The 13099-nt window shown below is 70.8% G+C and carries 15 protein-coding genes; 10 read left to right on the top strand and 5 right to left on the bottom strand.

Annotated elements, in window-relative coordinates; genetic code table 11:
• Positions 1 to 5: 5 nt before the first annotated feature.
• Entirely contained in the window at positions 6 to 1073 is a 1068-nt protein-coding gene (locus tag JT362_RS02735) for a hypothetical protein (protein WP_260189385.1), read from the bottom strand.
• Positions 1074 to 1170: 97 nt separating this feature from the next.
• On the opposite strand from JT362_RS02735, the gene JT362_RS02730 reads away from it, so the two are divergent.
• Positions 1171 to 1440 (top strand): hypothetical protein, encoded by a 270-nt coding sequence (locus JT362_RS02730; RefSeq protein ID WP_260189384.1) that lies wholly within the window; start codon positions 1171 to 1173, stop codon positions 1438 to 1440.
• Between the two features lie 7 nt (positions 1441 to 1447).
• Here JT362_RS02730 and JT362_RS02725 read toward each other — a convergent pair whose 3' ends face one another.
• Positions 1448 to 2794 carry a cytochrome P450 gene (locus JT362_RS02725; protein ID WP_260189383.1) on the bottom strand — a complete coding sequence of 449 codons (1347 nt, stop codon included), beginning with the start codon at positions 2792 to 2794 and terminating at the stop codon, positions 1448 to 1450.
• A gap of 609 nt (positions 2795 to 3403) precedes the next feature.
• On the opposite strand from JT362_RS02725, the gene JT362_RS02720 reads away from it, so the two are divergent.
• The 5 genes from JT362_RS02720 (at position 3404) to JT362_RS02700 (ending at position 6157) form a co-directional block, all read left to right on the top strand.
• A complete protein-coding gene (locus JT362_RS02720; RefSeq protein ID WP_260189382.1) occupies positions 3404 to 4444 on the top strand; it encodes a fatty acid desaturase family protein in 1041 nt (346 codons plus the stop codon).
• Entirely contained in the window at positions 4441 to 4986 is a 546-nt protein-coding gene (locus tag JT362_RS02715; RefSeq protein ID WP_260189381.1) for a DUF5994 family protein, read from the top strand. The genes JT362_RS02720 and JT362_RS02715 overlap by 4 nt, the downstream gene beginning before the upstream one ends.
• Positions 4987 to 5034: 48 nt before the next feature.
• Entirely contained in the window at positions 5035 to 5208 is a 174-nt protein-coding gene (locus JT362_RS02710) for a hypothetical protein (RefSeq protein WP_260189380.1), read from the top strand.
• Between the two features lie 173 nt (positions 5209 to 5381).
• Positions 5382 to 6005, top strand: a complete 624-nt coding sequence (locus JT362_RS02705; RefSeq protein ID WP_260189379.1) for a GNAT family N-acetyltransferase — start codon at positions 5382 to 5384, stop codon at positions 6003 to 6005.
• Positions 6002 to 6157 carry a DUF6307 family protein gene (locus tag JT362_RS02700; protein WP_260189378.1) on the top strand — a complete coding sequence of 52 codons (156 nt, stop codon included), beginning with the start codon at positions 6002 to 6004 and terminating at the stop codon, positions 6155 to 6157. The genes JT362_RS02705 and JT362_RS02700 overlap by 4 nt, the downstream gene beginning before the upstream one ends.
• Before the next feature lie 63 nt (positions 6158 to 6220).
• On the opposite strand, the gene JT362_RS02695 is transcribed toward JT362_RS02700, so the two are convergent.
• Together JT362_RS02695 and JT362_RS02690 are read right to left on the bottom strand one after the other, a co-directional pair.
• The gene (locus JT362_RS02695) at positions 6221 to 7381 is read right to left on the bottom strand and encodes a UxaA family hydrolase (protein ID WP_260189377.1); all 1161 of its coding nucleotides are present in this window, start codon (positions 7379 to 7381) and stop codon (positions 6221 to 6223) included.
• Positions 7360 to 7662, bottom strand: coding sequence for a UxaA family hydrolase (locus JT362_RS02690; RefSeq protein ID WP_260189376.1), 303 nt, complete (start codon positions 7660 to 7662; stop codon positions 7360 to 7362). Before JT362_RS02690 ends, JT362_RS02695 begins: the two co-directional genes overlap by 22 nt.
• A gap of 158 nt (positions 7663 to 7820) precedes the next feature.
• On the opposite strand from JT362_RS02690, the gene JT362_RS02685 reads away from it, so the two are divergent.
• The 3 genes from JT362_RS02685 to JT362_RS02675 all read left to right on the top strand — a co-directional run bounded on the left by JT362_RS02685 (position 7821) and on the right by JT362_RS02675 (position 10596).
• Positions 7821 to 8819, top strand: a complete 999-nt coding sequence (locus tag JT362_RS02685; protein WP_260189375.1) for an NAD(P)-dependent oxidoreductase — start codon at positions 7821 to 7823, stop codon at positions 8817 to 8819.
• Positions 8816 to 9820, top strand: coding sequence for an Ldh family oxidoreductase (locus JT362_RS02680; RefSeq protein ID WP_260189374.1), 1005 nt, complete (start codon positions 8816 to 8818; stop codon positions 9818 to 9820). The genes JT362_RS02685 and JT362_RS02680 overlap by 4 nt, the downstream gene beginning before the upstream one ends.
• Before the next feature lie 65 nt (positions 9821 to 9885).
• Entirely contained in the window at positions 9886 to 10596 is a 711-nt protein-coding gene (locus JT362_RS02675; protein ID WP_260189373.1) for a FadR/GntR family transcriptional regulator, read from the top strand.
• Positions 10597 to 10599: 3 nt separating this feature from the next.
• On the opposite strand, the gene JT362_RS02670 is transcribed toward JT362_RS02675, so the two are convergent.
• Positions 10600 to 12225, bottom strand: a complete 1626-nt coding sequence (locus JT362_RS02670) for an SLC13 family permease (protein WP_260189372.1) — start codon at positions 12223 to 12225, stop codon at positions 10600 to 10602.
• Between the two features lie 83 nt (positions 12226 to 12308).
• On the opposite strand from JT362_RS02670, the gene JT362_RS02665 reads away from it, so the two are divergent.
• Complete coding sequence (locus JT362_RS02665) at positions 12309 to 13034, top strand: sulfite exporter TauE/SafE family protein (RefSeq protein WP_260189371.1); 726 nt, start codon at positions 12309 to 12311, stop codon at positions 13032 to 13034.
• Positions 13035 to 13099: the final 65 nt, after the last annotated feature.

The following is a 13099-nucleotide window of genomic DNA, read 5'->3' as shown; positions in this document are numbered from 1 at the left end:
CACCCTCAGACCCAGGTGCTGAGCCAGCGGGGCACGGCGAGCCCGAACTCGGCGGCCAGCTCCTGGGCGTCCTGGCGCAGCCGGGTCAGCTCCTCGCGCGGGTCGGTCGCGCCGAGCACCCCGTGCACGACCGAGGCGAGGGCGTGTGAGTCGTGTTCGCGGGCGGCCGCGCGCACCGGGGCGGGCACCGCGGCGTCGAAGGCGACGTCGAAGCGCCGCAGCCCGGACCCGGCCCGCGCACAGGCGGCGCAGGCACAGTCGGTGACCGCGCTGCCGCGCAGGTCGGTGCCGCGTTGCCAGCCCAGCAGGCGGGGCACGAACACCTGTGGGCTGCGCCGGGGCCGGACGCCGTCGGCGCGACGCGCGACGGGTCCGCCGAGGTGCCGGGTGGAGGAGGACAGCCCGATCGCCGCGAGCCGGGCGCCCGCGGCGACCGATGGGATGCCGACGGGTCCGGTGCGCAGCAGCTCCAGCCGTCGTCCGGTCCTGGTGCTCCAGCGCAGCAGCCGTTGCAGCCCGGCGACCTTGTAGGCGGAGTCCACCGGGTCGAACGGCGCGGCGAGCACCAGCGACACGTCCCGGTCGGCGGCGCGCAGCTGCTCGGCGAGGATGCCGCTGTTCTTCGAGGACAGCCAGCCCCCGTCCAGCGCGAGCGTCACCGAGACCGGGACGCCGTGGTCCCCGTGGTCGCGGTGCAGTTCGGCCTTCAGCTCGTCGAGCCGGCCGGCGCGCAGCCGCGGGCCGGGGGTGCGCACGACCGGCAGCCCCAGCTCGGCCTGGGCCGTCACCCAGTCGAAGACCGGCAGGTTCAGGTCGAGTCCCAGCTGACCCTCGACCACGGGTGTCCTCGGCCTCCCACGGGCCAGGTAGGTGGCCGGGTCGAGGTCCACGCCGGTGAGTTCGCCCGCCCGCGCGAGCACCCGCGCGACCTTCAACCCGCCGAGCCCCTGCAGGGTCACCCCGCCGAACCGCTCCCGTGTCGCCAGCGCCTCGTCGGCACCGCAGCGCCCCAGGTAGGCCTGCACGCGGCCGAGCGAGGACCGCCCACCGCCACGCGCACGCCGTTCGCCCACGGGACCACGGTAAGCGACGCGCGTTGCGGGTCGGGAGCGATGGCGGGTAGTGTCCGTTCGGTAACCATTTGTGCTTATGCCCGAAAGGTCTGCCTTCATGGGTTTGTTCGACGCTGCCAGGGAAAAAGCCGCCGAGTTGCTGTCCGGGCTCGGTGCTGAGGTGCCGAACGTGGAGGGCGCCGCCGACCAACTGTCCCAGTCCGCCGACACCGTCACCGAGTCGGCGCAGGGAATGGGGGACATGGCCGTCGACTCCGCCACCGGCGCGGTCGACTCGGTGACCGGTTCGCTCACCGACTCCGCGACCGGCGCCGTGGATGGCGTCACCGACACCGTCACCGAGGGGATCGAGCCCTACCGGCCCTGACGCCGGTTCAGCAGGTCGCCCGCGCGAGGTCGTGGGCGACGACGCGGCCGCCACGAGCCGGCACCAGCGTGACGTGGCGGATCCGCTCCGCCTCGGGTGCCGGGTCGTGCGTGGTGAGCGTGACCCGGTCGAGCACCTCGCGGATGATCACCCGCATCTCCAGCAGCGCGAGTTGGGCGCCCGCGCAGTAACGCCGGCCGCCGCCGAACGGCATCCACGACTTCTGCGTCCGCGCGGCGTCCTCGCCGAGAAACCGTTCCGGCCGGAACTCGTCCGGCGCGGGGAAGACGTCCGGGTCGCGGTGAACCAGGGAGATCACCGGCGCGGCGAGCCAGCCCGCCGGGACCTGGTGCCCGCCGAGCTCGATCGGGGAGTCCAGCAGCCGCGTCGCGGCGAAGACCACCGGACGCACCCGCAGCGCCTCCTTGATCACGGCGTCCAGGTACTGCTCGTCGTCGCGCGCCAGTTCCTCGCGCAGCCGGTCGAACACCGCCGGGGTGCGCACCAACCGCTCGAACGTCCAGGCGAGCGACGTCGCGGTGGTCTCGTGTCCGGCCTCGAGCAGGGCGATGAGCTCGTCGCGCAGTTCGAGATCGCTGAGCGGCTCGCCGTCCTCGTCGCGGGCCTCGAGCAGCCGGGACAGCACGTCGGTGGCCTCCGGGTCCGGCGTGGCCCGCCTGCGCGCGATCTCGTCGTACACGATCTCGTCGACGGCGGCCCGCAGCCGGACGAACCGGGTCGTCGGCAGGAACCGGACCCGGCGCAGCAGAGCCGAGTCCTGCATCCGTGACCGCAGCCCCGGCGGCAGGACCGTGAGCGCGACCGACCCGGCGACGTCGGCGAGTTCGGGAAGCAGCTTCCGGAGCCGGGCCAGTCGCGCGGCGTCCCGGATCCCGAACACCAACCGCAGGATCACCACGAGGGTGATGTCCTGCATCCGGCTCCGCAGGTCGATGGGCTCGCCGCGCGGCCAGCGCTCGATGTCGGCGACGGCGATGTCGGCGATCTCGTCCCGGTAACCGGCGATGGCGCGGCCGTGCAGTGGCCGGTTGACCAGCTTGCGGTGCCGCATCCACTGGTCGCCGTCGAGGCTGAGCAGTGACTGCTGGCCCACGATCGGCTCCAGGAACATGCGGCGCACCTCCCCGGCACGCCCGCCGTTCGCGTCCATCCGGTAGATCCGCTCGGCGTGCGCGGCCGTGGCCACGAACACCTCCGGCGGGAACCCGACGAGCCGCATCCGGAACACCGGCCCGTACCGCCGCCGGTTGCCCTCCAACACGCGGGTCGGATCGCGAAGGAACCGCACGGTCTGCACGATCGCGGGAAGAGCGGAGCCTGGAGGCAGTGTCATCGTCTTCTCCATGGTCGCCGGATCACGCCATGTATAACAGCGATCCGCCGGATGGAAGGTCGACGTGGACCCCCCTTCGAGGGGCCCACGACCGGGTTTCAGAAAATCGGATCGTCGATGACGAACCGCCAGGTGCCGTCCGGCCGGCGCCGGCTGAGCTCGGCGGTCGTGCCGTCGATGTGCCTGATCGCGCTGAGCAGACCGCCGGCCATCGCCCCGCAGCGCCGTAGCACGTGGTGCCGGTCAGGCCGATCGCCAGGCCGTCCCGTTCGTGGATCGCGAGCCGCGCCTCCTCGTCCTTGGCGTTGATCGGGGGCGAACAGCTCCGCACTGCTGCGGCCGCGTGCGCACGCGTGAGCCACGGGACAGACGGGTGTGCGGCGACGGAACGTTCGACGACAATGATGTTCGCCAGGGCGTGCCACCCCACACCTGACCGACAGGACACCATCCCGTCCCGCACCCACGTCAGGCCGGGACACATCACGGACAGCAGTGGCTCTCGCGCACACCACACGTTTGGGAGCGATGGTTCACGGGCATCCGCCCGCCGAGCGGACTCCAGCGGAGCGAGCGAACTCAAGACGGATCACTGGGAGTGGAGCGACGATGGCTTCGGTGACCCTATCGCCTCGGCGGAGCCGGGGCGATGATTTCGCAGCGTTGTCAAGAGAGGTGCGGCATGCCGGTCTGCTCGATCGGCGGCGCGTTAACTACCTGGTCAGAATCATCCTGAACCTAGCTGTGTTCGCCGCCGGCTGGGCGGCTTTCGTGGTGATCGGCGACTCGTGGTGGCAACTGTTCACGGCGGCGTTCTTCGCGGTGATGTTCACCCAACTCGCGTTCATCGGCCACGACGCCGGTCACAAGCAGATCTTCCGCGGCCGCCGCGGCAACGACGCCGTGGGCTACCTGCACGGTGGCCTGGTCGGGATCAGCTACGACTGGTGGGTGGGTAAGCACACCCGGCATCACGCCAATCCCAACCACGAGGACGACGATCCGGACCTCCACATCCCTGTCCTGGCCTTCACGCGTGACCAAGGGCGGAGCAAACGAGGGTTCCCGCGCTGGATGGCCAAGCACCAAGCCGGTCTGTTCTTCCCGCTGTTGCTGTTGGAAGGGCTGAACCTGCACTGGTCGAGCATCAAGCACGTGTGGCGCGGTGACGGCAGGGCGCACCGGCTCGAAGCGGGCTTGCTGATCGCACATCTGGTCGCCTACCTGACCGTCGTGTTCACCGTGCTGTCGCCCCTGACCGGGTCGGCGTTCATCGTCGTGCACCAGTGCCTGTGGGGGGTCTACATGGGATGTTGCTTCGCGCCCAACCACAAGGGAATGCCGACCCTGCCACCGGGGCACCGACTGGACTACCTCCGCAAACAGGTCCTGACCTCCCGTAACGTGTCCGGAGGCCGTTGGGTGGACTTCGTCCTCGGTGGACTCAACTACCAGATCGAACACCACCTGTTTCCCACCATGCCGCGCCCCAACCTGCGCCGCGCCCAGACGATCGTCCAGGGCTTCTGCGACCGCCACGGCATCGACTACGCCCAATGCGGCCTCCTGCGCTCCTACGGTTACGTCCTGCGCCACCTGCGTACCGTCAGCGCCCCACTCCGACACGACACGGAGGCAAGGACGACATGACACGCCGTGAACCGCGCCTGGAGATGAAACCCGCCGGCGCCGCCCCCGGCAGCGTCGACGGCGGTTGGTGGCCTCGGTCGCTCGATCCGACAACGGCTTTTCCCGAGCTGGCCACGGCACTGCACCCCTGGGTCGGCCGGATCGGCCGAATCGCCTACAACCGCGGCCGCTGGGAGCCGGCTCCACGCAAGCAGACCCTGGATGGCCTGGTGATCCGGTACGCGGGCCTCGACGCCATCGACCCTCACACGGTGACCGTGATCGGGACGAGCGGCCGTCGGGTGAGTTTGCTGGTCGTGCCTCCCCACACCCCGGGCGGCGTCGCCCGGGCTGTGCTGCGATCCGCCGCCGACGCGGACAGCACCGCCGCCGTCGCGGACATCCTGGCCAGCAACGGTGTTCCACTCGAGACGTGCGTTCCTGCCGAGACCGTTCGGCCGGGAGCGACGGAGTCGATCCCTGAGCAGGGCCGGGAAGCCGAGGGCGGCTATGCCCGCAACACCGCCCGAAACCCAGCCGCGCGCCCAGGCTCCGCCCGATAAGAATCGAATTCGCACTACCTGGAATCCCGGCGAACCCTGGAGGTAGACATGCTCATTCTCGTAGTCGTGCTACTCGTGGCGTGGCTGATCGTCTCGATAGTGGGGTTCGCCATGGAGGGACTGATCTGGCTGGGCATCGTCGGCGTCGTCCTGTTCGTCGGGACCGCCGTGATCGGCGTCATCCGACGCAAAGCCCTCAAGCGGTCGTCCTCCACACTCTGAACCGGCCCGGTCGGCGCTTCCCATGGCCGGGTGCACATTCGGCGATCACGCACACCGCGGCTGACCGGTGGCTGAGAGTCGGCTGTGAGTATTCGGTATGCGGCACCATCAGGCCCGAAACGGTGTTGTAACCGGTAGAGGGCATGGATTGTGTCCCAGAGGGTGAGACTGAAATGACGAAGCGCGCATACCCGCCGATCTCCACCACCCGCGAACTCGCCACCGAGCGGCTGACCCTGCGACTATGGCGCGTCGAGGACGCCCAGGCCGCGCTGGACATCTACGGGCATGCCGAGGTGACCCGCTGGCTCAGCCCCGACATGGACGGGGTGCCGAGCCTGGCGGCCATGCGGCTGCTGCTGCAGCAGTGGATCGCCGAAGACGCTCGGCTGCCCGAACCTTCCGGCCGCTGGGCGATCCAACGCAATGCCGACGACCGCGTGATCGGCGGCGCCAACCTGCTTCCGCTGCCGCCAGGCAACGAGGACCTCGAGATCGGCTGGCAACTGCGTCCCGACACCTGGGGCAACGGCTATGCCACCGAAACCACCCACGCCCTGGCCACCTGGGCCTTCAGCCGGGACGTCTACGAGATCTTCGCCGTCGTCCGGCCCGGCAACGCCCGCGCCGCGGCCACGGTCCGGAACAACGGCATGCACTGGGTCGGCGAGACCACCAAGTACTTCGACACCGACCTGCAGGTGTTCCGCCTACGCGTGGCCGACCTCAACCGAACGGCGCCCGAAGGACATCACCCGCCCGACACCCACTATCGACCCCGGAGGAGAACCACATGACCGACACCACTTTCGTGTCCCGTTACGAGCAACGGGTCACGTTCGTCCAGGACGTGCTCCAGAAGAACGCGACGCTCAACGACAAGGCCGCACGCGAGCTCGCGGTGCATGTGGTCTACGCCATCGACCACATCCCGGAGCCCGCACGCTGAGCCACCGAGTTCGGTGAAAGCGGGTGCCCGCACCACGGGCGTGTGGTGCGGGCACCCGCCGTCTCAGGCGCTGCGGTACAGCTTGGTGAGGGTGAACTCGCGGTGGTTGAGCGCCTCCGCGGCCGTGATGCGGCCGTTGATGGTGCGCTCGACGATCTCGATGAGTGCCTGGCCCGCCTGCTCCACAGTCGACTCCTGGCTCAGCACGTCCGAGCAGTCCACGTCGATGTGGTCGGCCATCGCGGACGTGGTCTTCGGGTTGGCGCTGATCTTCACCACCGGCTGCACCGGGTTGCCGATCACGTTGCCCTGGCCGGTGGGGAACAGGTTCACCACCCCGCGACCGGCGGTCATCAGGGTGACGCACTCGGCCGCCGCCGACGACGTGTCCATGAAGTACAGGCCCGGCTTCGTCGGCGCCTCCGCGGGCGCCAGCGCGCCGACGATCGGCGCCGATCCCGTCTTGACGATGTTCCCCATCGCCTTCTCCTCGATCGTGGACAGGCCGCCGGCGATGTTGCCCTGCGTCGGCTGGGAGCCGAGGAGGTTCGCGCCGGTCTGCTCGATCATCTCGACGTAGTCGTCGTAGAAGCCCTGGAACCGCTTGCGCACCTCGTCGTCCACGCACCGTTCGGCGATCAGGTGTTCGCCGCCGGTCAGTTCGCTGGTCTCGCCGAAGATCATCGTGCCGCCGGAGGCCACCCACTCGTCGACCAGGTGCGCGGTGACGCGGCAGGAACCCAGCCCGGTCGTGGTGTCGGACTCACCGTCCTTCATGGACAGCACGATGTCCCCGCGCTCCACCGGCTCGCGGGCGATCTCGCTCGCGTCCTGGAGGAACTGCTTCGCGTACCGGGCGGCGTGCTCGATCACCCGCAGGTCGCCCCGGCCCTCGATGGCGATGCGCTCGACCGGCTTCCCGGTGCTGGCGATGCCGTCGGCGACCACGTCGGTCCAGTTCGGCTCGATGCCGATGACGATGACCGCCGCGACGTTCGGGTTCGCGCCCACCCCGATCAGGGTGCGGAACGTCAGGTCGAGGTCGTCGCCGAACTGCAGCCTGCCGAACGCGTGCGGCAGCGCGAGCGTGCCGGGCACCAGGGCCGCGATGCCCTCCGCGGCCGCGTTCGACAGGTCGTCGACGGGCAGGATGGCGACGTGGTTCCGCACGCCCACCGAGCCGTCGGGTCGGCGGTAACCGGTCAGGCGACGCTGTTCTGCCACCGTGCGCTCCTCACGTTGTGGGTGTGGACGTAGTCCCCCCGGCTGATGTCCTGGGACGCGATGGCGACCCGGACGCCGTACTCGATGACGTCCTCGCCGGCGCGGATGTCGCGCAGCGCGACCTTGTGGCCGAGCGGCACGTCGTTCTTCAGGTCCACCTCCTCGGTCGCGTCGCCGTCGAGATACCCACCCCGTACGAGCCCCGGTTCGAGATCCCGGACGGCGACGGCGACCGCGTCGCCGCTGCGGTGGGCCAGAAAGTCCGGCCTTGATGATGCCATTACCTGCTCCGGTTAGGTCAGTGGTCTTACCTCTCGTTCGGCACGTTAGGAGGTGAACCCAGGGCTGTCAACGGGGGCAGGTGGGGGAGCGTGCGGAGACTCACACGCGATCCGGCTCGATCGTGCACTAACTTGCGAATCAGGACAGAGGTCAAACCTTGGTCCAGGACCGGGTCGACGAGGAAAGGCTGGACGCGGTGGGTTCGATCGTCGTGGTCGAGGACGTCTGGGGTGACGCCCTGGAGAAGCTCGCCGAGACGCACGAGGTGCGCCGGGAGCCGGACGCGTGGATCGACCCCGATCTGCTGCGCCACGCGGTCGCCGGAGCCGACGCCGTGGTGGTGCGCAACCGCGCGCTGGTCACGGCCGAGCTGCTGGCCGCCGCCCCCGACCTGCGGATCGTCGCCCGCGCCGGCACCGGGCTGGACAACATCGACGTGCCGGCCGCGGACCGCGCGGGCGTCGTGGTCTCCGCCGCCCTCGGGGCGAACGCGGTCAGCGTCGCCGAGCACACGCTGCTGCTCGCCCTCGCGCTGCTGCGGGACCTGCCGAAGCACGACCGCGCGGTGCGGGCGGGCACCTGGCAGCGCCGCCCCGGCCGGGAGCTGTCCGGACGGACCTGGGGCCTGCTCGGCCTCGGCGCCACCGGGCTCGCGGTCGCCGAGCTGCTCCGCGGCTTCGGCACGCGCGTACTCGCCCATGACCCCTACGTCGACCCGGCGGCCGAACGGGTGCGCGCGGCCGGCGTCACCGTGTGCGGTATCGACACCGTGCTCGCCGAGTCCGACGTGCTCAGCGTGCACCTGCCGGCGACCGACGAGACCAGGAACCTGCTCGACACGCGCCTGCTCGACAACGTCAAGGACGGCGCGGTCCTGGTGAGCGTCGGCCGCGGCGAGGTGATCGACGAGGACGCCCTGGCCGGTGCCCTGACCTCCGGCCGGCTGGCCGGCGCGGCACTGGACGTGCGCGCCGTCGAACCGCCGGAACCCGGTCCGCTCGACGACCTCCCGTCGGTCATCTTCAGCCCACACGTCGCCGGCATCACCGTGGAGAGCCAGGAACGCATCGTGTCCGTGCTCGCCGAGGACATCGCCGCGGTGCTCGACGGCGGCGAGGCCGGCCACGCGGTCGGCGCGCACCGGGCGGCGCGATGAGTACGGCTGGGGACCTGCGCGGACTCGCCGGGCGGCTGCTCGAAGCCGCCGGTGTGCCCGAGGGGCGTGCCGCGCGCACGGCCGGCATCCTCGTGCTGGCCGACGCCTGGGGGATCGCCTCGCACGGGCTGATGCGGCTGCCGCACTACCTGGAACGGCTCGCGGCCGGCGGCTGCCGCGCGGACGCCGACCTGACGCCCGTGTCCGACGCCGGCGCCGTCCTCGTCCACGACGGCAACGCCGGGCTCGGGCACTGGCAGCTGTGGGACGCCGCGGAACTCGCTCGGGACCGCTGCGCGTCGACCGGGATCGCGGCGGTGGCCGTGCGGAACTCCTCGCACTGCGGCGCGCTCGGCAGCTACGTCTACCCGGCGCTCGACGCGGGTCTGGCGACCGTCGTGTTCAGCAACGGGCCAGCGGCGATGCCGCCGTGGGGCGGCGACCGGGCGGTGCTGTCCACCAGCCCGCTCGCCGCCGGCCTGCCCAGCACCCCGCGCCCGGTCGTGATCGACCTGGCCACCAGCGCGGTGGCCCGCGGCAAGATCGCCTGGCACGCCCAGCAGGACCGGCCGCTGCCCGAGGGCTGGGCGTTCGACTCGGCCGGCGCGCCGACCACCGACCCGCACGCCGCGCTGCGCGGCATGCTCGCACCGCTCGGCGGCGGCAAGGGCTACGCGCTGGCCATGCTCGTCGAGGGGCTCACCGGCGGACTGGTCGGCCCGCTGTTGTCGGCCGACGTGCCGGACATGTTCGACCGGGCCGACGACGCGAAACCCCAGGGGATCAGCCACCTGGTGATCACGCTGCGGCCGGACGCCTTCGGCGACGGCGCCGGGGACCGACTGGCCGCGCTCACCGGCCACGTCGACGACGCGGGCGGCCGGATTCCCGGTGCCGCCCGGGCCAGGCCGGCCGAGATCCACGACGACACGGCCGTGGACCTCGCACCGGCGACCTGGGACGGCCTGCGCGCCTGGACGGAGCGACTCGGCGTGCGGTGACGTCCCCCGAGGTGTGTGCGCCACCAGGTATAGTGGTTAGACCAGTTGACCTGAGGAGTGCACACGTGGCCACCAACCTGTGGGAGCCGATCCGTCCGCCCGGCTCCCTGGCCGCCCGGATCGCCGCCCGAGTCGAGGACATGCTCACCCAGGAGCAGCTCAAGCCGGGCGACCAGCTGCCGCCGGAGCGGGAGCTGGCGGCCATGCTCGGCGTGAGCCGACCGTCGCTGCGCGAGGCCATCCGCTCGCTCGCCGCCCGCGGCCGGCTGGTGGTCCGGCACGGCCAGGGCGTGTTCGTCGAGGAACCCGCGTTGACCAAGCGGCTCACCAGCAGCATGGTCTCCGACGAGCACTCCGTCGACGAACTGTACGCGATGCGCGAGGTGCTCGAGGTCCCGGCGGCCGGCTGGGCGGCCAAGAACATCGACGAGGCCGGGATCGAGCGGCTCAAGCAGGCCTACGACCTGCTCACCGAGGCGGGCGCGCGGAACGCGGACTGGGACGAGCTGCAACGGCTGGACGCCAGCTTCCACGAGGCGGTCGTGCGGGTCGCCGGCAACCGGTTCCTGCTGCGCACCCTCGGCGTGCTGAACGAGATCATGGTCGCCGGCATGGAGACCACGCTGCGCCACCCCGGCCGCCTGGCGCAGTCCGCGCGCGAGCACGCCGCCATCCTGAACGCGATCCAGGACGGCGACTCCCGGGCCGCCCGCGCGGCCGCGCGCGCTCACATCCGGAGTGCGCACGCGGCCGCGCTGCGGTACGTCGAGAGCTAGAACCTAGAACACGGCTCCCACGACCAGCGGCATCAGCAGCACCACCAGCAGGATGCCGGCGATGTCGAAGGTGAAGCCGGAGCGGATCATCTTGGTGATCGGCACCGCGCCGGAGCCGTACACGATCGCGTTCTGCGGGGTGGACACCGGCAGCATGAAGCCGAAAGACGCGGCGAACGTGGCCGCCAGCGCCGGGATGAACGGGTCCACCTGGGCCGCGGTCGCCACCGGGATCAGGATCGGCACCACGACCGACGCCGCGGCGGTGTTCGACGTCGTCTCGGACACGACCACGGCGAGCACCACGGAGAACACCAGGATCGCGACCTCGCTGCCCAGGCCGAGCGCGTTCGCCGCTCCCTCGCCGATCGCCACCGCCAGGTCGGTGCTGGCCAGCAGCGTGCCGAAGATGATCCCGCAGCCGAACAGCAGGATGGTGCCCCAGTCGATCTTCGACGCGTCCGTCCAGGTCATCGTGAACTCGCGCCTGGACCACCGGGTCGGCAGGATGAACAGCAGCGCGGCGCCGAGCACCGCGACCACGCCCTCGTCGAGATGGGCGCTGACCGTCTCGTAGGCCGACGAGCCGTCGCCGGCCACCAGCGCCACGATGCCCGGCACGATCCACAGCACCACGGTCACGCCGAAGGCGATCAGCGTGTTGCGCTCCGCCCAGGACATGCGGCCCAGCTTCGCCCGCTCGGCGGCGACGTACTCCTCGACCCCGTTCAGGTGCTTGATCTCGGGTCGGTTCAGCAGCAGGAGCACCACCGCGAGCAGCACGAACATCACCGCGCAGATCGGCAGCGCGGTGAGGAACCAGTCCAGGAAGGAGATGTTCGTGCCGGTGGCCTCCTCGATGAACTCGCGGCCGATGAGGTTGGGCGCAGAGCCGATCGGGGTGAGCAGGCCGCCCGCGCCGGACCCGTACGCGAGCATCAGCATCAGCGCGACACCGATCCGCAGGCGCAGCGGGTCGAACCCGGCCTTGTCCGGCAGCCGGTCGCGCACCAGCTCCGCGATGACCGCCAGGATGCCGACGGCCGTTGGCAGCAGCATGGCCACGGTCGCGGTGTTGGACACGAACGCGGACAGGACGGCGGTGATGAGTCCGAACGCGCACACCACGCGGTTGGTGGTCTTGCCGACGCCCGGCAGGGACAGCACCAGGAACGCGAACCGGCGGGCGAGCCCGTGCCGCAGCATCGCCTGCGCGAGGATGAACGCTCCGATGAAGACGAACACTGTGGACGAACCGAACGGCGCGAGCGCCTCGTCGGCCGGCACCACGCCGAGCATGACGATCGCCGCGACCCCGAGGAGCCCACCCATCGGGATCGGGATGGGCTCGCACACCCACAGCACCACGACGCCGAGCAGGACGGCGGCCAGCTTGTGCTGGTCACTCTCCAGTCCGGTGGGTAGCAGCAGGAACACGATGGTGACCAGCGGTGCGATGACGAACCCGGCCGTCCGGCGGATTCTTTCGATGCGCTCCTCGGCGGGGGAGAGCACCTGCTCACCGAGGCTGCGGTACGTACTGCCGGACAACAGCGCGGACATGACGTCGCCGCCCGTCCCGCCGGTCGCTTCTTTGGGTCCGGCGCCCTGGTTGACCTCTGTAGCCATGGGCGCACCATAGTGGCTGGTGACAGAGACCACTAGCCCCTAGAACTCAGTCAACAGAGGTCTTACCACTTGCGAGGAGCACGATGTCCACAGTGATAGCCATCGGAGTGGGAACGGTGTTCCTGGCCGCGTTCCTCGGTGGGATGACCGGTTTCGGCTACAACCTGGTGTCCACGCCACTGCTGTTGTTGCTGGGGGTGGAACCGGCCTCGGCCGTGGCCATCAACCTGGCCATCGCCATGGTCACCCGCGTCGCGGTGGTGCTCCGGCTCGGCCGGTACGTCCGGTGGCGCCGCGCGCTGCCGATGACCGCCGGCAGTGTGCCTGGGCTCGTGCTCGGCGCGTTCGTCGGCGGCGCGATCGATCCGCAGGGCATCCGGATCGTGGCCGGCGTGCTGGTGCTCGTGGTCGCCCCGGTGCTGATGGTGCGCAAGCCGAAGCCGGGGGACAAGTCGCCGGCGCGGTACGCCATGGCCGGGTTCGCCGGTGGTGCGCTGGGTACGACGACGTCGCTGAACGGCGTCCCGGTCGCGCTGACCCTGGCCGCCGACGCGCGGGACCAGCGCAGCTTCATCGCCGACCTGGCCGTGTACTTCGTGCTGAGCAACATCTTCGGGCTCGTGGTCCTCGGGTTGCGGGACGGGGTGGCGTCCGCCGACCTGGTGCTGCTGGCCTGGTGGCTGCCCGGCGCGCTGGTGGCCAACTGGCTCGGCACGCGACTGGGGCAGCGCATCCGGCCGGACGTGTTCCGGGTGGCGACGTGCGTGCTGGTGATGGCGGCCGGGGTGGCCACCCTCGTCTCGGCGTGATCCGTGTGGGTGCTCTCACAGGCGCGTTGACACCCTTCGGAGGTCTCCGGTACCGATGGGTAAAG

Source organism: Actinophytocola gossypii (assembly GCF_025165815.1).
GTDB classification, from domain to species: domain Bacteria; phylum Actinomycetota; class Actinomycetes; order Mycobacteriales; family Pseudonocardiaceae; genus Actinophytocola; species Actinophytocola gossypii.
This window is presented reverse-complemented; position numbering and strand designations above follow the sequence as displayed.